The organism is Proteus sp. G2618, from assembly GCF_009915995.1.
GTDB lineage: Bacteria > Pseudomonadota > Gammaproteobacteria > Enterobacterales > Enterobacteriaceae > Proteus > Proteus terrae.
In genome coordinates, this window is record NZ_JAABNI010000014.1 from 93,674 (window position 1) to 112,370 (window position 18,697).

The following is an 18,697-nucleotide window of genomic DNA, read 5'->3' on the forward strand; positions in this document are numbered from 1 at the left end:
TACAAAAAATTAACAAAGCGTGCGCTTACATGAAAGGAGAGGTAAATGGAAAGCAAAGTAGTTGTTCCGGCTAATGGCGCTAAAATTACACTAGATGCTAAAGGTAAGCTTGTTGTTCCAAATAATCCGGTTATCCCTTATATCGAAGGGGATGGTATCGGTATCGATGTCACGCCAGCAATGTTAAAAGTTGTTGATGCAGCAGTTGAGAAAGCTTACGGCAAAGAACGTAAGATTGAGTGGATGGAAGTCTACACCGGCGAGAAATCAACGCAGGTTTATGGTAAAGATGTTTGGCTACCAGAAGAAACCTTAGATCTTATCCGTGAATATCGTGTTTCTATTAAAGGTCCTCTTACTACCCCAGTTGGCGGTGGTATCCGTTCATTAAACGTTGCATTACGTCAACAACTAGACCTCTATATTTGCCTACGTCCAGTACGTTATTACAAAGGCACTCCAAGCCCAGTTAAACAACCTGAACTAACTGATATGGTTATCTTCCGTGAGAACTCAGAAGATATCTATGCAGGTATTGAGTGGAAAGCGGGCTCAGCAGAAGCAGATAAAGTTATTAAATTCCTACAAAATGAAATGGGTGTAACCAAAATTCGCTTCCCACAAGATTGCGGTATTGGTATCAAACCTTGCTCAGAAGAAGGAACTAAGCGCTTAGTTCGTGCTGCGATTGAATACGCTATCGATAACGATCGTGATTCAGTTACATTGGTACACAAAGGTAATATTATGAAATTTACCGAAGGTGCCTTTAAAGACTGGGGTTATGAGTTAGCACGTGAAGAATTCGGTGGTGAATTATTAGATGGCGGTCCTTGGGTTAAAATCAAGAATCCAAAATCAGGTAAAGAGATCATCGTTAAAGATGTTATCGCCGATGCATTCTTACAACAAATTCTGCTACGTCCAGCAGAGTATGATGTAATCGCATGTATGAACCTTAATGGTGACTATATTTCCGATGCATTAGCGGCTCAAGTAGGTGGTATCGGTATTGCTCCGGGCGCAAATATTGGTGATGAGTGTGCTTTATTTGAAGCAACACACGGTACAGCACCAAAATATGCAGGCCAAGATAAAGTTAACCCAGGCTCTATCATTCTTTCCGCAGAAATGATGTTACGCCACATGGGTTGGACTGAAGCCGCTGACTTAATCATTAAAGGTATGGAAGGCGCGATTGCCGCTAAGACTGTAACTTATGATTTTGAACGTCAGTTAGAAGGCGCTAAATTGCTGAAATGTAGCGAGTTTGGTGACGCGATTATCAAACACATGTAATTATTGATTTGATAAATAGTTAACGGGAGCTTATTAGTTCCCGTTTATTTTTTGTACTATAAAATTCTTCCCCAAAATATCCCCAAAACTCTTCCCCAAAACTGTTCAATTAAACAGCAATAATTTGCCATTCTTTTCCTCTATCGTCGTGGTATTTATCGGTCATATTTTGTGTTTTATGCCCCAATAATTTTTGTGTATTAATTCCTTGTTCTCGATAAAGTCGCTCGGATAAAGATCGTTGTTCATGGAAAGTAGGTGCCGTACCTTTTTCCCAAGTTAACCCACATTTATCTCGCGCTTTTTTAAATGTTGTGGTTAACGTATTTGGCGTGACTTGTTCACCGCGTTTCGCTTGTGCGGTGGTATGTCGATAATGCACGAGATATTTACTTACAACAGCATCACGACATTGAGCAACAACCTCCCTTAAGGAGAGATTGATAGCCTCACATTTTAGCGAGAGAGGGATGGCTAACTTACTGCCCGTCTTCTCTTGCTGTATATGTAACATGTCATCCCAAATATCAGAGAATTTCATTTTACAGATATCACCGATCCGCTGACCTGTGGTTAAAGCCAATAACATGCCACATTGCAGGTAAGGAGGGTGATTTTTAGCTTGCTGGTAAATAGTGCGCCATTCTTCCAATGTCATGCGTTCTCTTTTCACTCGGTTCCGTGGTTGTTTAGTTGCTTTCGCGGGATTGTAACCAGGAGGAACATAGCCAGCATGTTGAGCTTCTTTAAATACATCAATAAGCACCATGCGAACGACCTGAGCCATTCTTGAATGTCCTAATACTTTGACGGAATCTATTATTTCAGCGATATCTAAAGCGGTTATCTCTTTTAATATTTTCGTACCACAATACTGACGGAATAAATTAATAGGTTTCATTTTTTGTCGATAAGAATTAATTTTTAATTCACCGATATCTAATCTTTCTTTTTGAATATCTAAATATTTATCTATCCATATATCGACAGATATTTCAGACTTGTTTGTCTTAATTTTTGATAACCGTTCATTAATACTTAATAACTGTCGAGTATGTTGTTCAGCAATAATTGTATTGGCTTGAATGGCAGTTTCTCTCGCTTCTTGCTCGTCGGTGCCTAAGCTATGAAATTTACCGGTGAGGGGATGTTTATATTGCCAATAAATTTTGCCATTACGCTTATCTAGCTTTCGGTATAGATTAGGAATGATTATTTTATGGGTTCGTGGTCGGGCAGCCATCTGTAATTATCCTCTTAAGTCGTTCCGTTGATTTAGTAGGAATTTGGGGGAGAGACAGATAACCCACATAACGAGCTTCTCTATCAACCATCCACTTGCGGCCAACTTTCATTGCAGGTGGTGCAATAAGGTTATTCTTTGCGTATTTTTGTAATACCGTCATGCAAGGAGAGGCATCTCCAAATTCCAACCTTGCCCACGCTTCAAGAGTCACCATTCTTGACATATTTTCTCTCCATACTGCCGTATACTGTTTAAATAGACGTTAATAATGCTGGTGGTATTTATTTAAACTTTTTAGAACTGTTTATTTAGCTCCTTTTACTTAATTCATTAAATCTACGTAAAAATAAAACTTTGGCTTGTAGTGGGGTTAATGGATTAACAATAAAATCACTCGTAGGAATACCTTCAAGCATTAGCCAATTGCTACCCACATCAATTTCTAAATCTCGTTTTTCGGTTGCTAATATCATTAAGTCGGCTAAATGAACGGCGTCCGATATAACGGGTGGCAAGTTATATTTTTGACGAATAACAGCATCAATGCTTTTTTCTATCTCCTTATATTCAGGTAATAGCTTTTTAAGCGGTGATGGCAGATCTTTTACATAGGCTTCACTGGCATCATGAAGTAAGGCTTCTAAAGCATATTCAGGTGCAACTAAATAGCTGACATATACCGAGTGTTGAGCAACAGAATAGAAATTATCAATCTGCCCATTAAAGCGACATTCATTAGCTAAACCCGTCGCAATGTCTTGAATATCTATATCCTCGATCCGTACATCGAGGTAATAGAAGTGCTTATTCGTTGCAGTTGCAATATAAGACATTATTCTCTCCACATAATTTAAGTAATAAAGATCCCTCTCGAATTAATCGAGATTAAATTTCCCTGATGTTGGTTAATGGTAAATAAAGGCTTATTTTTTATGTTTCAATTATTGAACTTGATTATTGCTTACCTCAAGTTGTGGCTGTTTCTACTGTTTCCCAACAGACAGAAACTATTTCTCTTCACATGAAAATTTTTATTAAGGTGTTTTCACACACATAATTGAATTAGATATTAATCATAATGTAACTCATCCTACACCGCACACTTAAAATGTAGGATAACCAACATTGGTGTGTCAAGTGTTTTTGTAGGAAAACTTACATTGGTATGTGATGGTAATAAAAAATCCTCCGAAGAGGATCCTTTTATCAATGAGATAGGAAATTATGGTAAATGAGCTATTTTGGCATCTACAACAACACCCACAATTTTACAATTACCATTGATTGGTATTAAGCGGTATTGAGGGTTTAATGGTTTTAAGTAATGGTTGCCTGCATCTACAATGTATTGCTTAAATGTAACTTCATTTTCAGATTCTAATTTAGCGACAACTAGCTTGCCACTAACAACCTCTACTGCGGGATCTACTAATATAATCATCCCTTCAGGAATACTTAGTCCAGAAGGAGAGGTCATAGAATCTCCTTTTACTTCTAGCCAAAATGATTCTTCGGAACAATGCACAGTTGTCTCATACCATGTATCGATTGATTTTCTATGATATGGCTCTACGGCCTCAGACCAATTCCCAGCGCTTACCCAGCTAATTAAAGGGTATTCACCACTAGATCTATTAAATTTTAAAAACGAAACATTAGAAATAGGATCTTCTTTTCCATCAACAAGCCAAATAGGGCTTGTTTCAAGAGCACTCGCTAATGCTTGAAGATTAGCGCCATTGGGTTGATAGTCACCTTTTTCCCAACCAGTAACAGTTACACGATTGACTCCAGCTTTTTTAGCTAGAGCCTGTTGTGTCATTTTCAGCTCAAGGCGTCTTTGTTTAATTCGTTCGCTCATTTCTTTCATGTAGGAAAGCCTACCACATTCTAAATGTAAGAATCTTGACATTTAAATGTAAGATATCCTACATTATATGCGTGTGAATTATTCACTTACCAAAGGATTACAAATGAAGAAAAAAGATGTAATCACGTTTTTTGGTGGTACGTGTAAAACAGCAAAAGCCCTCGGTATTAAACATCCTTCGGTATGTGGTTGGGGATATATCATTCCTAAAGTAAGGGCGTATGAAATAGAAAAAATCACCAAGGGAAAACTTAAATATAACCCTGAACTTTATAGAAAAAATACCAAAACAGCATAAGGCAATTAACTACCAATAAAAGATAGAGCAGGTAGATATGAGCAAACATTCAATTAAAGAAGTTATTAAAGAAATGTGCAAAGCACTGCCGGGTGGACGTTCTGCTATGGCAGGGGCTTTAGGTATGTCACTCGAGACGTTTAATAACAAGTTATACGAAAAAAATGGCTGTCGTTTCTTTGATATTGATGAACAAGAAGCCATGGAAGACATTTCGGGCACTAAGTTGCTGGTGGAATATCATCTAGATCGTCATGGCATGAGTGCATTACCAAAAATAGAAGCGGAAAAGATAGATCAAGTAGAGCTATTTGATATGCGAATGACATTGGCTGCTATGCAAGGTTCACTCGCCGTTTTAATTCAAGAAAGCCTTGTTGATGGTGTTTTAACGGATGAAGAAATAGGGCGTATTTATCGAAAAGCAGGGAAAGTTTTTGCATATGCAATTGGATTCTTGGATTCGCTGAAAGTGTTATACGGTGAAAAACAGGAAGCGACTAAGAAAGGGTGAAGCCAAAGGTATACGGCCTTTGGCTTCGGTTGCCAATTTCAATGATGTGAAGAGAAATAAGCATGAGTAGATTAGCGCATTTAATACCTAAAAAGCAATTTCGCTGTTTACCCTTAACTAAAGAGGGAACATTTCGCTATGTAGAAAGCATACCGAGTGACAATCGATCACACAACTACCGAAAAAATATCGATTTGGTAGATAAGAGGACACTGAAAAAGTCATGGGCTGATTTCTATTTCTTGAGTGGAGGAAAATGCAATGCGAAATGAAGATCCTAATCGTCTTGATCGCTATTACAGAAACCCTCGAGGACTCCTTGTTCATGTCATTCGTTATGACCGAGAAAAACAGCGCGTTATTTTTATGATTGATGGTTGTGAATACGAACAATGCGAGCCAGTTCAAAGATTTAAAGAGAGATATACCCGAGTTAAGTGAGGCCTCTTATGAGTGTTAAATTATCTAGTTATGTTTGGGATGGTTGCGCCCATGCAGGTTTAAAACTCACATCAGTCGCTATCATGGCAAGATTAGCTGATTTTTCTAATGACGAAGGTATTTGTTGGCCTTCTGTTGTGACGATTGCTCGCCAAATTGGTGCGGGTGAAAGCACGGTGCGCACAGCAATAAAACAGTTGGAAAAAGAAGGGTGGTTAACCAGCGAAAAGCGTAGAAAAGGCAATCGCAACGCAAGCAATATCTATCAGCTGAATGTAGAGAAACTATACCAATCAGCAAAGAAAGCGCTTTTTCAACCAACAAAATCTGACGTGTCAAAACCTGATGCATCAGGAGTTGACCCATCAAAATTTGTTGCATCAAATTCTGTTCCCTCAAAATCGAGCAAAAATAGGGATTTTGACCCGCCAGCTCCTGAGGGCGATCCATCAGTAACTTCAAAATATGATCCATCAATAAATTATTCTTCGTCGCAGAATTCTGACGCATTCAGCGACCAGCTGAAAATGGATTTTTTAGCACGTTATCCAGAGGCGGTTATTTATAGCGCCAACTTTCAAAAATGGGGCTCTGCTGACGATTTGAAGTGCGCTAAATGGCTATTCAGTCGTAAATGCGAAGTGTTTCAAGAGATGGGATTAAAAACGCCTAAAGAGCCAAATTTCACTGATTGGGCTAATGATATTCGCTTAATGACAACGATTGATGGGCATACTCACAAAGAAATTTGCCAGTTCTATAAACGAATTACGCAAGATGATTTTTGGAAAAAGAATGTTCAGTGTCCTCGTACACTCAGGGCTCAATGGGATGATTTAACCTTACGTTTGGCGGGTAAGAAAAAAATCACAATCGACTCCGTAGAGCGTGATGAAACATTCCGGCTCATCTGGGGTACGGGTTGGAAACCTAAAAATAAAATCCAAGAATTAGCCGCTATTCAGGCTAAGAAAAATGGTCTAGGCCGAATGAATGAGGTTGCAGGTTTAGCTGCGTGGCGAGGTATTTGGCAACAAGTCGCGGAACAAGTTGCTCAGGACATTTTGCTATAAACGAGAGTGGAGAAAAATAACATGAATGGACTAATTGTTATTGATGGTGTTCAAATTCGTCGAGATACCGCAGGGCGTTATTGTTTAAATGATCTTCATCGAGTCTCAGGTGGTGAAAAACGGCATCAACCGTCGAATTGGAGTGTTTTGACTCAAACTAAAGAGTTGGTTGATGAAATTTCAACCGCTCCTGAGATCACAGGAGCGGTTCCCATTGTGACTATTGTTGGTGGGCTTAACCAAGGCACTTACGTTTGCAAAGAATTAGTGTATGCCTATGCAATGTGGATAAGCCCATCATTTCATTTAAAAGTGATCCGTACTTTTGATGCATTGATAACACAGCAACACGGCGAAAAGTTAGCCGATAAAGTTCAAGCAGGGGTTATATTGCTTGAATCGATGGCAAAGAGCCTGAATTTCTCAAACTCTTCGAAATTAGGGGCGTATCAAAAATTACAAGCCATGGCAGGCTTACCCGAATTAGCCCCTGTGTATGCGATTGATGCACCAAGCGGATCAATGGATGGTTCAAGTCGTCCAACAGTAGCTTTATCAACACTGATTAGAAAACATCAATTACCTATTTCAGCCCAGCAAGCTTATAAACGATTAGCCGATCTCGGTATTGTTGAGCGCTTATCACGCCCAAGTACGAAAACCGCAAACAAAGTGAAAGAGTTCTGGTCAGTGACTGCTCGAGGTTGTCAGTTTGGGAAGAACATGACCAGCCCTAATAATCCTCGTGAAACCCAACCCCATTTCTTTGAAAGTAAAACGGATGAATTGATCCGTATGGTGATGCTGAATAAACAGGTGAGTGCATGAAATTATTATTAACCCCCTATATTCAGCCCGATCTTGGCGTTGTTTTATTGAAGCCTGAAGCGGAGTTGCTTGAGCAACTTAAACAACATTCTCGCGTGATTATTAGTGATGTACCAAAAAGTTTAGATAAATGGCCTTCTGGTGCATTAACAGGGAATGAACAGCCATTATTGAATAACAAGGACATTATTAGCTTTTTGAATAATGAAAAAGTGATCCAAGCTATAGGCGGGTTGGCATCGATGAATATGTGGATAGGCAGGAATATCCATTGCTGCCAGATTAACAATAAGCATGACAGTTATCATCATCATGAATTAACAACCACATGGCATAAAGACGGTGTGATACGAACCTGTTGGTATCATGATAATCATATTCGTAATTCATCGGCGGGGTGGGTTGCTGAATTAGCGTATAAAAATCGTATTGCTTGGATGATAGACACTATTTGCAGTCGTTTGAGATTAGATGATAGCCATTCGCTGACGATACCTGATTTTTTTGCTTTTGCCGTGATGCATAAACTGGTTGATGAATTACCTGATGCCATATTGCGTCGTATTCTAAATTGGCCTGATAAACCTAAAGAGCGCAGGGTGCATGGCGGTTTTCCTGAAGCTGATATTGTTCCAAATGAAGTGACAGCACTATCAGCAATGAATGCGCGTTTAGATGCTATAAACCCCGTTATTAATGTGACTGTCGATCCTGAACCTCCAGCCTCATTTCTTCTTAAACCTAAAATGCGCCGTTGGGAGAATTCCCAGTGGCTTCAATGGGTAAAAACACAGCCTTGTTGTGTTTGCGGACAACAAGCTGATGATCCACATCATATCATCGGCCATGGTATGGGAGGCATGGGAACGAAAGCACATGACTTATTCACTATTCCATTATGTCGGCAACATCATGATGAGTTGCATCGTGATCCAAAATTGTGGGAAGCCAATTATGGTAACCAAATCGAATTGTTATTTTCTTTTTTAAACCGTTCATTAGGAATGGGGGCGTTGGTTTAACGTGTATACGGCACGGGGAGTATTAGTATGAGAGATATGCAGGAAGTTTTATCACGTTGGGGAGCGTGGTCAGCTAATGAGGGGAATAGTATCGATTACTCATCAATTGCCGCAGGTTTTAAAGGATTAATTCCAAGCTCAAGGCGAAGCCGAGAGCAATGTTCAGATGATGATGGCTTGAAAATAAATAAAGCGGTATTACATTTAAAGGTAAATAATAGTTACTTGTTTCAATTGGTTATTATGTACTATGTGAAGAATTATCCTTTGCGTTCAATGGCTTCAAAACTTGGTATTTCGCATAATGAAGTGGCTAAGCGATTGCAGACAGCGGAAGGATTTATTGAAGGGTGTTTATCGGTTAATAACGTAAAATTAGATATGGATAAAATAATTAGAAAACACCATATTTATAGTCTTGCGTAATTACAAAACACAATATATTGTGTTGATAATGGTTTTGATGTTACACCTCTTATCAATTAAAAACCTCGTGAGTATAACGGGGTTGTGTTTTTTAGGGGCATATTTAAGCTGATTTATCGTTAAAAAAATAAAGTTTGCTATCTGCATTTTTCTATGGCTTAATAGCGTCACTGGTTTGGAAGTACAGACCTATTTATGTTAGTAAGTTTAAAGTTGTTCCCGTTTAGCGTTATCCTCGATACCTCTTCATTGTGAATTCCTTCTAATTAATTCCCATAAGTAAAAATACAAAACAAACCGCATATGCCTTATGGCAAATTAAATAAATTAAAGGAAATTCTATGTCTAATACAATGACTGGTACAGTAAAATGGTTCGATGAAGGTAAAGGTTTTGGTTTTATTACTCCAGCTGATGGCAGCAAAGATGTATTCGTACATTTCTCTGCAATCCAAAGTGATAGCTTCAAAACATTAGCTGAAGGCCAACAAGTTTCATTCACCATGGAAAATGGTATGAAAGGCCCAGCAGCAGGCAACGTGGTGGCTCTCTAAAGGCGCTATTACTATTCGCCTCTATTTTAAATGCCCTTGTTGTCGCGGTTCACAATATAGAACATCACAATTTGATGTCACAGTGAACAATCCACACGGCGCAAAATGTATCTTTTGCAAAAGTGTGATGACAGCTCAAATGAGTTAAGCATTAAATAGTTGAATATACAAAACCTCGCTTCGGCGGGGTTTTTTGCTATCTACAATCTCATATTGGTTAAAGGTAAAAAATTTAGATTTTAGGGCTTGAAAAATACTTGCTCGTTCATATTTATATTTTGGGTAAATAAGATACCGCCCATAATTCACTAAATACTGAAGGAGGAGTTATATGCCTAACATTAAACCTTTTTCATTATTCCCAACATTATCTGATAACTTACTTTCAAACCGTTTTGATCAGATAGATCGCCTGTTTAGTCAGTTAACAGGCAGTAAGCCAATTGCATCACCAATTCAGACCTATAACCTGAAACAGATTGATGATAACCATTATGAACTGACAGTCAGTGTGCCTGGATATCAAGAAAATGACTTAACAGTTTCATTAAAAGGAAGTCGTTTATTGATTGAAGGGAAAAAAGAAGAAAAATCAGAAGAAGACAATGATAAATGGCTCCACCGAGGCATATCTCAAGGGCAATTTACATTGCAGTTTGACCTCGGTAAAAATGTTAAAATAGATAAAGCGGATTTATCAAGTGGGCTTCTGACTATTGCTATTGAGTATGAGTTGCCTGAAGAAGAAAAACGGCAAACAATAGCGATAGAAAATAAAGATAAAAAATAATTGAGTTAGATAACGTGAATAAGATTAAGGCTACGCATGATGTGTGGCCTTAATTGTTTTTGTGGGGGGGTTAAATTTCACTAATTCAAATTTTAGTTCACAAGGTTTGTAAGTCGAACACAATTAGAGTGGACAGTCTGGTTTGAGCGAAGAGCAGAAATTTCTCTCCGTGTCATAGTGCTCATGTGAAAGTCTGCTTTACCGCAAAACTGGAAATGTTTCCAGGATTCATTGGTCTTAATGAAGTGACTCTTTTCTCATAACCTATCTGATGCAATTTGAGGAACAGTGGCAGAATCATTTCAACCTCCAGTGTTAATCATCTGGTGAATAACTAAGAAGTCTCAGTAATAGCTGATGATAAAGCAAGTGAAGATAATCTAATTTACTGATATGTATTGTTTTTATATGGTTTTGTAATGGGATGCTAAGGCTTCTTAGTAAGATCGTAAATTAAAAGTGAATTAAGTGCTTAACTGACTTCTAATATCATTTATTTTCGGTAAACTCATTGGTATAAATTAATTTTTCCTTTCGGATGTTAATGAGAGGCCTACATAATAACTGTTAAACCTCCTTCGAGGGATGTGGTAGTGTAGTAGTGAGAGAAAAATGGATATAGAAAGCAAATTAGTTGATATCTTTCGCAGTCGTTCGGCAGGACCATTTCTTTTTTTGGGATCTGGATTCTCTAGAAGGTATTTGGGGCTAGAGGATTGGAAAGGGCTCCTCAGTAAATTCTGTGTAGCTGGTAAGCCATTCGAGTACTACTTATCATCGGCTAATGGTAGTTACCCAAAGGTTGCCGCATTACTTGCTAAAGATTTCAATGAATATTGGTGGTCTGCTACTGAGTATTCGCAAAGTGTAGAGCGATATAAGTCAAAAATTAAAGATGAAACCTCAGCACTACGAATCGAAATATGCAACTATCTTTCTACTCTAGATCAATCTAAAGCGAAAGAATCAGACTATGCTGACGAAGTAAAACTACTAGCCAATTTGAACGTTGATGGTGTAATTACAACAAACTGGGATATGTTTATTGAACAGCTTTTCCCTGAATACAAAACCTATATAGGGCAAGAAGAGCTACTATTTTCTAATCCGCAAGAAATCGGTGAAATATACAAAATTCATGGTTGCTCAACGAGTTCAAATTCTTTGATTTTGACTGATTCCGATTATGAATCTTTCAATCAGAAAAATACCTATTTGGCTGCTAAGTTAATTACATTATTTGTTGAGCATCCAGTGGTATTTATTGGTTACTCGATTTCAGATGAGAATATAAGTAGTTTGCTTAAGGCAATATCTGGCTGCATTGGTCGAGATAATATAGAGCAGCTCAGAAAGAATCTAATATTTATTCAGAGGCTTGCTGACGGTGAAGACCCGAACGTATCCGATACCTATTTGACGATTGATGGAATTCAAATTCCGCTTGTATTAGTCAAAACAAATGATTTTCTTCCCGTTTATAAAGCGATTCATTCTACAAAACGAAAAATACCAGCGAGAGTTCTTAGGTACTGTAAGGAGCAATTATACGAATTGGTGCAGTCTTCTGAGCCAGAGAAAAAAATATGCGTGGTTGATATTGATGAAATAGAAACAAAAGATGATGTTGAATTTCTAGTTGGTGTCGGGGTTGCTCAGCAAGAGTTTGTAGGGCCATCTCCTATTGGCTACGAGAGTGTTAGCACTAATGATCTTTTTGAAGATTTGCTACACAATGAAAAAGGATACGATTGCGAGCAGGTTTTAAAGCATGTGGCGCCCCGGGCTTGCAAGTCAACACCTAATGTTCCAGTATTTATGTATTTGCATAAGTTTGGCATTATCAATGAACAGGGTTACAGAGATTCAGGATTTAAGTTAGATAAGGTTGTTTTCAGAGATCTGAAAAAATTAAGAATGAATTCATATGCTAAACCGTTTTTTCGTAATTATCGGCATATGGATATGAGACAGATTCTCGAAGCTTGCACACCTGAGAATGCTGCTGCATACATTCCATTTCTTAGTATTGATAAAATTGATGTTGAGTTATTGCACCAATTTTTGATTGATAATGAAGAAAAATTCGAATATGACGTTTCGAGCTATGCAAGTAGTTTTAGAAAATTAGCTACACTTTACGATAGGTTAAGATGGGGATGGTGATGTTTAATAAACCACTGCACTCGGAAACTTTACTCACTACGCTCCCAAAATTCCGATGAGGGGGCGTTATGCAAGCTGAGATGAGCATGTATTCTACCTCGCAATATTCAGGAAAGCCGACACTATACTTAGATCACAACATACTCGATCTCTTCGTTAAAAATGGCGTGGGTAGTTTTGGGCGAGAGCTTATGGACAAGTTCCAGATTGTTTATTCTGATGAAACTCTCAAAGAGATAAGACGATCTTCTGGCTATGAACACGACTTTCTTAATGTTCTAAAAGACCTTGATTCCTATCATTTAAAAATCATTTTTGAGCAGCCTGGCTTCATTGTAACTGACAAAGCGACCATCACTAGCAGGGATGTATTTGAAGCATTCGAAGAACACTGTAGCAATGATAATGAATATGGAAGTATTGAAAATTCAATGCACCAGTGGTTGTTCAAGTTCTCTGGCGGAAGGCCTGGTGATAGCATTTCTGATATTCATGAGGAACAGTTGGTTGCTTTTGCACAGCTTATGGGGGGGATGCTCGAAAACGCTGATGAACTTCCTGTCGAAATGAGGGCGCTGATTAAAGAGTATTCCGAGCTATCCGAGCTAATGATAGAACAATATAAATCTACGCTTCATAAGCTTGAAAATACGATGTCAAAGGACATTCCTGATACGAAGGAGTGGAATGGAATAAAGTCCTACAGAGAGTCAGTGGATATAGGCCCAATGAAATTAAATAACATAGAGCCACCGAATGTAATCGAAAAAATATGGGGTGTTTTCAAATTTAAGCTTCCCAAAAACGACCACATCAACAGCTTAGAAGACTTTTTCCAGATCCGCATAAACCCTATCTTCCCTAACAGACCCTACCATCTACACCAGAAAGTAACCAGTATGTATAACATGCTTAACACTCTTGGCTACTTCCCCGACTCCAAGTTACATAAGGAAAGACGATTTATTGCCGCTATGAGTGATAATTGTCACGCATCAATGGCCTCATTTTGCAATTTGTTATTGTCAAGAGATGAGAACTTTGTAAAAAAGGTACGGGCGGTTTATGAGTATCTTGGAGTACAAACAGAAGTAAGGTTGGTTACGGTAAGCAATGTATAACAAAGCGCTACTACTGGACAAATTTTCCGCAAAGCGCGACGTTCTGCTAAGATCTAAAAGCAGACTTTGATGCCTGTGCATTGAAATGTCTGCAATTGGCACTGTGCGGACTGTATGATTAGATTCAGCCTTAAATCATAGTAATATTAGATCGAATCTGATCATATACATCTAAATTGTAGGTATGAAAGAATTACCCAACACAAAATAAAAAAATGCCGATACGCTAGGAGTCATATCGGCATATAAAATAAACGCAAGAAGTAATGTAAGTCATGTCGTACTAATTCGTATCAGACCTGTCAAATTTGATACATGTGTAATGATAATTATTCTCATTAATATATTCAACCCTAAATTAAATAAGGTTACTTTGTAGCCTTTTCGTTTACGCCGACCACAGAATCAACACCCACTTATACCTTTCACACAAGAGCTGTGAGTAGGCACCTTATCAACTAAAATAAATCGGTAAATGTTATGTCAAAAGAGATAAGCGAATTACAGTTTAGTCTTCACTATGCTTCAGAAACAGACAGTGAAATGAATACCTCTATCATTTTAACGGCGAATATCTATACGGCTGATGGCGAAACTCAACAACTCACACAACTAATTTGCACGACATCTCCCGCAGGTAAAAAGCAATATCGAATCGGTACACAAAAAATTAATGATGCAGGCGATCCATTGCTGGTGGCAATTGAATCTTATTGGCGTAAAAACACACAAGAGAGTTGTGTTTATTTGTTAGAGAAAGCGAAGCAATTTATTCAGGGACACTTACAACAAACGAATACATGGATATCTATGTATGGTCTTGTGATTGTTTCTAATGCGTCACTTGAAGAGTCGTTGCCTGAAGGTTTATTAAAGGCACTTAAAGTATCAATACCCGCCTAATTTTTATCGTTTCATTTTTAACTCTCTCACACTAATCATTAACGGACACTCCTCTGGGGGTGACTATGCGTATGGAAAAATTAACTAATGTTACTTACGGAACCGCAGGCTTAACGGCATTTTTTGCCAGCCTCTCGTTATATGAATGGGGATTTGTTATTGGGATGGCGTTTAGCATGGTTCTTGGTTTAGCTACTTATTTTATGACTCGTCGAGAGCAACGAAAACGCACTCAATTATTTGAAGAGCTTGTTCGTCATGTTGACCCACAAAACCCAACTGAAACCCTAAAAAGACTTGCTGAATTAATGGTGAAAGCACCAAAGGATATTTAATGTCTCTCAAACAGAAAATAGCTGCGCTAACAACTGCGGGAACAACAGCAATCGCATTAGTAGTGATAGCCCATTTTGAAGGTGTGCGTTATGAACCTTATCGTGATGTGGCAGGTGTTTTGACAGTTTGTTATGGGCATACAGGCAAAGACATTATTCAAGGTAAGAGATACACACAACAAGAATGTGATGCGTTATTACAAAACGATTTTATTAAGACACAACAGCAAGTCGATGCATTAATCAACGTACCACTCGATGACTGCACTAAAGCCGCTTTATATTCCTTTGCTTTTAATGTGGGTACAACCGCATTTGCTCACTCAACATTACTTAAGAAACTAAATGCGGGTGATAGAGCGGGAGCCTGTGAAGAAATGAAACGTTGGGTATATGCAGGTGGAAAGGTTTGGCGAGGGCTTGTCAGTCGTCGAGAAGCGGAGTCAGCACTATGTCATGGAAACCTTTAATCATCATTATCAGCTTTATCCTCATATTACTCATTACAGTCGCTGGTGGCATTTATCTCTTGATTGATAACTCATGTACTAAAGACCACATTAGTTTAGAAAAGCGCTGTCAGATAGCTCTCTCACATCATCGGTACTAATCATGAAATACGGGAAACTCTATGCCGTCATTGCGATGGTAGGCATCATTGTGGGTAGTTATTGGGTGATTAACTGGCAAGCTAACAGAATTAATCTATTAGTAGAAACAAACAAAGAACTAACGATTGCTCTCGAAGAACAGAGGTCTATTAATACTGATTATCAAGCACGCATAATGCGATTAAATCAGTTGGATATTCAATATACGCAGGAGCTAGCGAATGCTAAGAATGAAATTAGTCGCTTGCGTGATATTAGTGAGCATCATCCTGAGCGGGTGTACATCAAAGCCGAGTGCCCAAAAAGCAAAACCACTCCCGCCACCAGCTTGGCTTATGCAACCACCGCCCGACCTACTGACACCGCTCTCCGAAATTATTGGTTACTCAGAGAACGAATTGCAGAGTCAGAGCAAATGATTAAAGGGTTGCAGAATTACATTAGAGTGGAGTGTGTGAACTAAAAAAAAGCCCTACGTAGAGTACGAGGGCAAAACTGAAATTTGTCGAAAAAATATCAATCTTAATAAAGATAGCACTTATAAGTGAATATACCTATAGTGCGGCAAAAATATTATTTTAATAAGTGGTTACAATATACTTAACATTAATTTGCTAAATAGTTTTAATAAGTCAGATGGAATGATTCTTATTTGTGTTTTTGTTTTCTTTTAAAAAAGATATTTTTTGTGATAAAAATAAGAATAATAATATTAAATGGTAACTATAAGGTTATTTAATTATAAGGGTATTTATGTTCAATCATGGCATGAAAAAATTTTTTTTTAGAATTTGATGCCATTAAACCTTGGTAAATACTGAATGGTACTTCCTTATATCGATATTGTTCTCCATGTTTACAGTCGATTTCTAGCATTTTAGTTTGATAATCGTAAGCAACAGAAATAATTTTAGATGATGCAATGTAAATTTTGTCCATTAGACTAATCACTATTAATAAAAATAAAATGGGATAAAATAAAAGAGTAAATAAATTTTTACTTTAGTAACTTTTAATATTAGTAAAAATATTCAACTTATTTTTATATAAAGAAGAAATATGAGTTAAATTTATTATTTGTGTGAAGCTTCTCACATTAGAGATGAAAAATAAGTTCCAGCATCACGCATGGACAAAATTAAATAAAGAACTTCTCAAGAGGAATATAGTGATATTAATTCAGTATCGCTTTGTTAAGCAAATAAGCGAATTGAATACTTTCAATTGTTTTTTTAATTAACTATTGAATACAAATAAAATAACCCTGCGAGTTTGAGTTTACCGTGGGGCTAAATTTAAGCGAAAAATAAATACCTATAAATCATACCGCTACTCTTATTTCAATGCCAATAGAAATAGAAAGCGTCGCGTTGTCGCCGTCTCCTATGTTAGCCATGACCTATTTTATTTCTCGATAGAGAGCGCATAGTGAGAGTCAAAAACAACGAATACCACCGTTTTGTTATTTTTCGGTCATTATCAGCAACGTCAGCTGTAGGTAGAAGAAGGGGCGTGACGATGGAGAGACATCAATATATTTAATTCTACAAACGTCATTTATTTAGTGACGTATATGGATAGCCATCAGTTAACCGCTGGTGGCTTTTTTTATACGCATTTCATCGCTCATTCACAGAGCAATTCAAAAACGTCGAATCCAATCACTTTGATATGAGCCTTCGAGAAAGTCAGTTATAGCTGGCGAGCTTCGACGGGCTGATTTTCTATGTGAACGAGGGTTCATTTCAAATGAAGGTAATACGTTATGCAATATCCAAGAGTAAGTATTAATGGTGTGTCTGTCCGTGTTGATAGTGAAGGTAGATATAATTTAAATGATCTTCATGCGGCCGCTGTTGCGGATGGTAAAGCAACGGAATCACAAAGGCCTGGTGCATTTTTGAAAAGTCGTCAAGTAAGGCGATTTGTTCACGCTTTAAGCGATGCAACAAAAAGTGCATCGGTTAAAGTGATTAAAGGTGGACTCAACCAGGGAACTTGGGCTTTAGAGTTAGTCGTTATTAGATATGCAGCTTGGTTAAAGCCAGAATTTGAAATCCTTGTCTACAACACGTTTAAAGAGGCTACGAGGAAGGGATTAGATGTCATGTCTAAGTTGAACAAGCTAGATCATGTCATTAATACCGAAACTAAAAATATAAGTAACTGTGCAAGAACGATGGCTAACTGGGGAGTTGGTGGTAGAAAGCAGTTACTACTAACAGCGAGGGAACGAATTCTTAAAGAAGCTCAAATCTATATTCCTGGTATTGAATAGCGTTCCTTAAAATTGAGGATATTGATTTAATTAATATCTAACGATGAATAGGCCCTAATGGCTTTTTTATTGGAGTTTATTATGTCAAACAAACAGATTAATTATGAGGCAATAGGTCATTGTGTTTACTTGCAAAAAGAAATATCGCAGCTAATTGAAGAGAGAAGCAACCTATATAAAGAATTCATAGCGATTTGTCATTCAGGGCAATTTCCTTATACAGATCCAAGAAACACAAAAATCATCGATTTAAATAGTATTGATAAGCCAGCTAAATTGCTAAAAAAAATACATAAAATAAATCAAACTATCATCACACTAGCAACCACTCATAATCAATGGGCGGATAAGGCTGATTATGAACATTATGTTATTAGTAGCGATAATTCTTTAGGTTTTAGTACGTCTAGTGACGTTATATTCAAAGGAATTATTACCTGCAATAAGCAATCATCAATAGAAGCTGATGTTGTCAGAAACAAAACATGAAAAAACGCAATGTCTATGGTGGTCGCTGGGCAAAGGTACGATTAGCGTTTCTTAATGAACATCCGCTCTGTGTCATGTGCCAAGAGCAAGGGCGCATTACTGCGGCCACAGTAGTTGACCACATTATTCCGCATCGTCTTAAAGAAGCGCTTGAATCAGGTGATAAAGAACGTATCGCAAAAGCCCAAGCTTTATTCTGGGATAAAAATAACTTTCAAAGCTTATGCGAACTGCATCATAACTCGACCAAACAACGTATCGAAAAGAGTGGCAAAGTCATTGGCTGTAATGCGGATGGTATTCCACTCGATCCCAATTCTCATTGGCATCAATAACACAATGAATACAGGGTGGGGGCGGGGTAAAAGTTCAGACACTTTCGCCCTGATTACCTAGCGCCCTCATTTGTGTGCACAACCGCGAAATGAAAAGT

At 37.9% G+C, this 18,697-nt stretch carries 25 protein-coding genes; 20 read left to right on the top strand and 5 right to left on the bottom strand.

What is annotated here, in order from left to right; genetic code table 11:
* Positions 1-45 precede the first annotated feature (45 nt).
* Entirely contained in the window at positions 46-1,299 is a 1,254-nt protein-coding gene (gene icd / locus GWJ01_RS05785; RefSeq protein WP_006537208.1) for an NADP-dependent isocitrate dehydrogenase, read from the top strand.
* Between the two features lie 109 nt (positions 1,300-1,408).
* Here the strand turns inward: icd and GWJ01_RS05790 are convergent, their stop codons facing one another.
* The 4 genes from GWJ01_RS05790 to GWJ01_RS05805 form a co-directional block, all read right to left on the bottom strand.
* On the bottom strand, positions 1,409-2,542 hold the full coding sequence (locus GWJ01_RS05790; protein WP_161710838.1) for a site-specific integrase: 1,134 nt from the start codon (positions 2,540-2,542) through the stop codon (positions 1,409-1,411).
* Positions 2,517-2,768: an excisionase gene (locus GWJ01_RS05795; RefSeq protein ID WP_017628380.1), complete on the bottom strand. Its 252-nt coding sequence runs from the start codon at positions 2,766-2,768 to the stop codon at positions 2,517-2,519. Before GWJ01_RS05795 ends, GWJ01_RS05790 begins: the two co-directional genes overlap by 26 nt.
* A gap of 85 nt (positions 2,769-2,853) precedes the next feature.
* Positions 2,854-3,378 (bottom strand): hypothetical protein, encoded by a 525-nt coding sequence (locus GWJ01_RS05800; RefSeq protein WP_017628379.1) that lies wholly within the window; start codon positions 3,376-3,378, stop codon positions 2,854-2,856.
* A gap of 389 nt (positions 3,379-3,767) precedes the next feature.
* A complete protein-coding gene (locus tag GWJ01_RS05805; protein WP_373274641.1) occupies positions 3,768-4,406 on the bottom strand; it encodes a LexA family protein in 639 nt (212 codons plus the stop codon).
* 112 nt (positions 4,407-4,518) lie between these two features.
* Here GWJ01_RS05805 and GWJ01_RS05810 point away from each other — a divergent pair, with 112 nt between their 5' ends.
* From GWJ01_RS05810 to GWJ01_RS05885, 16 genes are all read left to right on the top strand, one after another.
* Positions 4,519-4,713 (top strand): Cro/CI family transcriptional regulator, encoded by a 195-nt coding sequence (locus GWJ01_RS05810; protein WP_049217157.1) that lies wholly within the window; start codon positions 4,519-4,521, stop codon positions 4,711-4,713.
* A gap of 37 nt (positions 4,714-4,750) precedes the next feature.
* Entirely contained in the window at positions 4,751-5,227 is a 477-nt protein-coding gene (locus GWJ01_RS05815; protein WP_036908083.1) for a YmfL family putative regulatory protein, read from the top strand.
* A gap of 261 nt (positions 5,228-5,488) precedes the next feature.
* The gene (locus GWJ01_RS05820) at positions 5,489-5,668 is read left to right on the top strand and encodes a DUF4222 domain-containing protein (protein WP_017628377.1); all 180 of its coding nucleotides are present in this window, start codon (positions 5,489-5,491) and stop codon (positions 5,666-5,668) included.
* A gap of 8 nt (positions 5,669-5,676) precedes the next feature.
* The gene (locus tag GWJ01_RS18795) at positions 5,677-6,741 is read left to right on the top strand and encodes a helix-turn-helix domain-containing protein (RefSeq protein WP_237585701.1); all 1,065 of its coding nucleotides are present in this window, start codon (positions 5,677-5,679) and stop codon (positions 6,739-6,741) included.
* 21 nt (positions 6,742-6,762) lie between these two features.
* Entirely contained in the window at positions 6,763-7,569 is an 807-nt protein-coding gene (locus GWJ01_RS05835) for a KilA-N domain-containing protein (protein ID WP_123822056.1), read from the top strand.
* On the top strand, positions 7,566-8,591 hold the full coding sequence (locus GWJ01_RS05840) for a DUF968 domain-containing protein (RefSeq protein ID WP_161710839.1): 1,026 nt from the start codon (positions 7,566-7,568) through the stop codon (positions 8,589-8,591). The genes GWJ01_RS05835 and GWJ01_RS05840 overlap by 4 nt, the downstream gene beginning before the upstream one ends.
* A gap of 27 nt (positions 8,592-8,618) precedes the next feature.
* Entirely contained in the window at positions 8,619-9,017 is a 399-nt protein-coding gene (locus GWJ01_RS05845) for an antiterminator Q family protein (RefSeq protein WP_161710840.1), read from the top strand.
* 341 nt (positions 9,018-9,358) lie between these two features.
* Positions 9,359-9,571, top strand: a complete 213-nt coding sequence (gene cspE, locus GWJ01_RS05850; protein ID WP_004244726.1) for a transcription antiterminator/RNA stability regulator CspE — start codon at positions 9,359-9,361, stop codon at positions 9,569-9,571.
* A 7-nt stretch (positions 9,572-9,578) separates the two neighbouring features.
* Positions 9,579-9,719: a cold shock small protein YmcF gene (ymcF, locus tag GWJ01_RS18800; RefSeq protein WP_419894679.1), complete on the top strand. Its 141-nt coding sequence runs from the start codon at positions 9,579-9,581 to the stop codon at positions 9,717-9,719.
* 183 nt (positions 9,720-9,902) lie between these two features.
* Positions 9,903-10,361, top strand: coding sequence for an Hsp20 family protein (locus GWJ01_RS05855; protein WP_161710841.1), 459 nt, complete (start codon positions 9,903-9,905; stop codon positions 10,359-10,361).
* A 612-nt stretch (positions 10,362-10,973) separates the two neighbouring features.
* Entirely contained in the window at positions 10,974-12,527 is a 1,554-nt protein-coding gene (locus tag GWJ01_RS05860) for an SIR2 family protein (RefSeq protein ID WP_104836387.1), read from the top strand.
* Positions 12,528-12,595: 68 nt separating this feature from the next.
* A complete protein-coding gene (locus GWJ01_RS05865; protein WP_199771106.1) occupies positions 12,596-13,648 on the top strand; it encodes a hypothetical protein in 1,053 nt (350 codons plus the stop codon).
* A 480-nt stretch (positions 13,649-14,128) separates the two neighbouring features.
* Complete coding sequence (locus tag GWJ01_RS05870) at positions 14,129-14,551, top strand: hypothetical protein (RefSeq protein ID WP_104836388.1); 423 nt, start codon at positions 14,129-14,131, stop codon at positions 14,549-14,551.
* Positions 14,552-14,616: 65 nt separating this feature from the next.
* The gene (locus GWJ01_RS05875) at positions 14,617-14,886 is read left to right on the top strand and encodes a bacteriophage protein (RefSeq protein WP_046334538.1); all 270 of its coding nucleotides are present in this window, start codon (positions 14,617-14,619) and stop codon (positions 14,884-14,886) included.
* Entirely contained in the window at positions 14,886-15,356 is a 471-nt protein-coding gene (locus GWJ01_RS05880; protein ID WP_104836389.1) for a lysozyme, read from the top strand. Before GWJ01_RS05875 ends, GWJ01_RS05880 begins: the two co-directional genes overlap by 1 nt.
* Before the next feature lie 142 nt (positions 15,357-15,498).
* On the top strand, positions 15,499-15,960 hold the full coding sequence (locus GWJ01_RS05885; RefSeq protein ID WP_104836390.1) for a lysis protein: 462 nt from the start codon (positions 15,499-15,501) through the stop codon (positions 15,958-15,960).
* 272 nt (positions 15,961-16,232) lie between these two features.
* Here the strand turns inward: GWJ01_RS05885 and GWJ01_RS19015 are convergent, their stop codons facing one another.
* Positions 16,233-16,436, bottom strand: a complete 204-nt coding sequence (locus GWJ01_RS19015; protein WP_036937625.1) for a KTSC domain-containing protein — start codon at positions 16,434-16,436, stop codon at positions 16,233-16,235.
* A gap of 826 nt (positions 16,437-17,262) precedes the next feature.
* Between GWJ01_RS19015 and GWJ01_RS05895 the strand changes: the two genes are divergently transcribed.
* From GWJ01_RS05895 to GWJ01_RS05905, 3 genes are all read left to right on the top strand, one after another.
* Complete coding sequence (locus tag GWJ01_RS05895; RefSeq protein WP_036937622.1) at positions 17,263-17,775, top strand: KilA-N domain-containing protein; 513 nt, start codon at positions 17,263-17,265, stop codon at positions 17,773-17,775.
* An 81-nt stretch (positions 17,776-17,856) separates the two neighbouring features.
* A complete protein-coding gene (locus tag GWJ01_RS05900; protein WP_036976739.1) occupies positions 17,857-18,264 on the top strand; it encodes a hypothetical protein in 408 nt (135 codons plus the stop codon).
* Positions 18,261-18,599: an HNH endonuclease gene (locus tag GWJ01_RS05905; protein WP_036937620.1), complete on the top strand. Its 339-nt coding sequence runs from the start codon at positions 18,261-18,263 to the stop codon at positions 18,597-18,599. The genes GWJ01_RS05900 and GWJ01_RS05905 overlap by 4 nt, the downstream gene beginning before the upstream one ends.
* The last annotated feature ends 98 nt before the right edge of the window (positions 18,600-18,697 follow it).

Coding starts and splice junctions, on each gene's coding strand:
- GWJ01_RS05880 (WP_104836389.1), top strand. CDS start 14,886: ATGTCTCTCAAACAGAAAATAGCTGCGCTAACAACTGCGGGAACAACA.
- GWJ01_RS05800 (WP_017628379.1), bottom strand. CDS start 3,378: ATGTCTTATATTGCAACTGCAACGAATAAGCACTTCTATTACCTCGAT.
- GWJ01_RS05835 (WP_123822056.1), top strand. CDS start 6,763: ATGAATGGACTAATTGTTATTGATGGTGTTCAAATTCGTCGAGATACC.
- GWJ01_RS05875 (WP_046334538.1), top strand. CDS start 14,617: ATGCGTATGGAAAAATTAACTAATGTTACTTACGGAACCGCAGGCTTA.
- GWJ01_RS05790 (WP_161710838.1), bottom strand. CDS start 2,542: ATGGCTGCCCGACCACGAACCCATAAAATAATCATTCCTAATCTATAC.
- GWJ01_RS05845 (WP_161710840.1), top strand. CDS start 8,619: ATGAGAGATATGCAGGAAGTTTTATCACGTTGGGGAGCGTGGTCAGCT.
- GWJ01_RS05885 (WP_104836390.1), top strand. CDS start 15,499: ATGAAATACGGGAAACTCTATGCCGTCATTGCGATGGTAGGCATCATT.
- GWJ01_RS05795 (WP_017628380.1), bottom strand. CDS start 2,768: ATGTCAAGAATGGTGACTCTTGAAGCGTGGGCAAGGTTGGAATTTGGA.
- GWJ01_RS19015 (WP_036937625.1), bottom strand. CDS start 16,436: ATGGACAAAATTTACATTGCATCATCTAAAATTATTTCTGTTGCTTAC.
- GWJ01_RS05815 (WP_036908083.1), top strand. CDS start 4,751: ATGAGCAAACATTCAATTAAAGAAGTTATTAAAGAAATGTGCAAAGCA.
- GWJ01_RS05820 (WP_017628377.1), top strand. CDS start 5,489: ATGCGAAATGAAGATCCTAATCGTCTTGATCGCTATTACAGAAACCCT.
- GWJ01_RS05895 (WP_036937622.1), top strand. CDS start 17,263: ATGCAATATCCAAGAGTAAGTATTAATGGTGTGTCTGTCCGTGTTGAT.
- GWJ01_RS05865 (WP_199771106.1), top strand. CDS start 12,596: ATGCAAGCTGAGATGAGCATGTATTCTACCTCGCAATATTCAGGAAAG.
- GWJ01_RS05810 (WP_049217157.1), top strand. CDS start 4,519: ATGAAGAAAAAAGATGTAATCACGTTTTTTGGTGGTACGTGTAAAACA.
- GWJ01_RS05840 (WP_161710839.1), top strand. CDS start 7,566: ATGAAATTATTATTAACCCCCTATATTCAGCCCGATCTTGGCGTTGTT.
- cspE (WP_004244726.1), top strand. CDS start 9,359: ATGTCTAATACAATGACTGGTACAGTAAAATGGTTCGATGAAGGTAAA.
- GWJ01_RS05905 (WP_036937620.1), top strand. CDS start 18,261: ATGAAAAAACGCAATGTCTATGGTGGTCGCTGGGCAAAGGTACGATTA.
- icd (WP_006537208.1), top strand. CDS start 46: ATGGAAAGCAAAGTAGTTGTTCCGGCTAATGGCGCTAAAATTACACTA.
- GWJ01_RS18795 (WP_237585701.1), top strand. CDS start 5,677: ATGAGTGTTAAATTATCTAGTTATGTTTGGGATGGTTGCGCCCATGCA.
- GWJ01_RS05870 (WP_104836388.1), top strand. CDS start 14,129: ATGTCAAAAGAGATAAGCGAATTACAGTTTAGTCTTCACTATGCTTCA.
- GWJ01_RS05855 (WP_161710841.1), top strand. CDS start 9,903: ATGCCTAACATTAAACCTTTTTCATTATTCCCAACATTATCTGATAAC.
- GWJ01_RS05900 (WP_036976739.1), top strand. CDS start 17,857: ATGTCAAACAAACAGATTAATTATGAGGCAATAGGTCATTGTGTTTAC.
- GWJ01_RS05860 (WP_104836387.1), top strand. CDS start 10,974: ATGGATATAGAAAGCAAATTAGTTGATATCTTTCGCAGTCGTTCGGCA.
- GWJ01_RS05805 (WP_373274641.1), bottom strand. CDS start 4,406: ATGAGCGAACGAATTAAACAAAGACGCCTTGAGCTGAAAATGACACAA.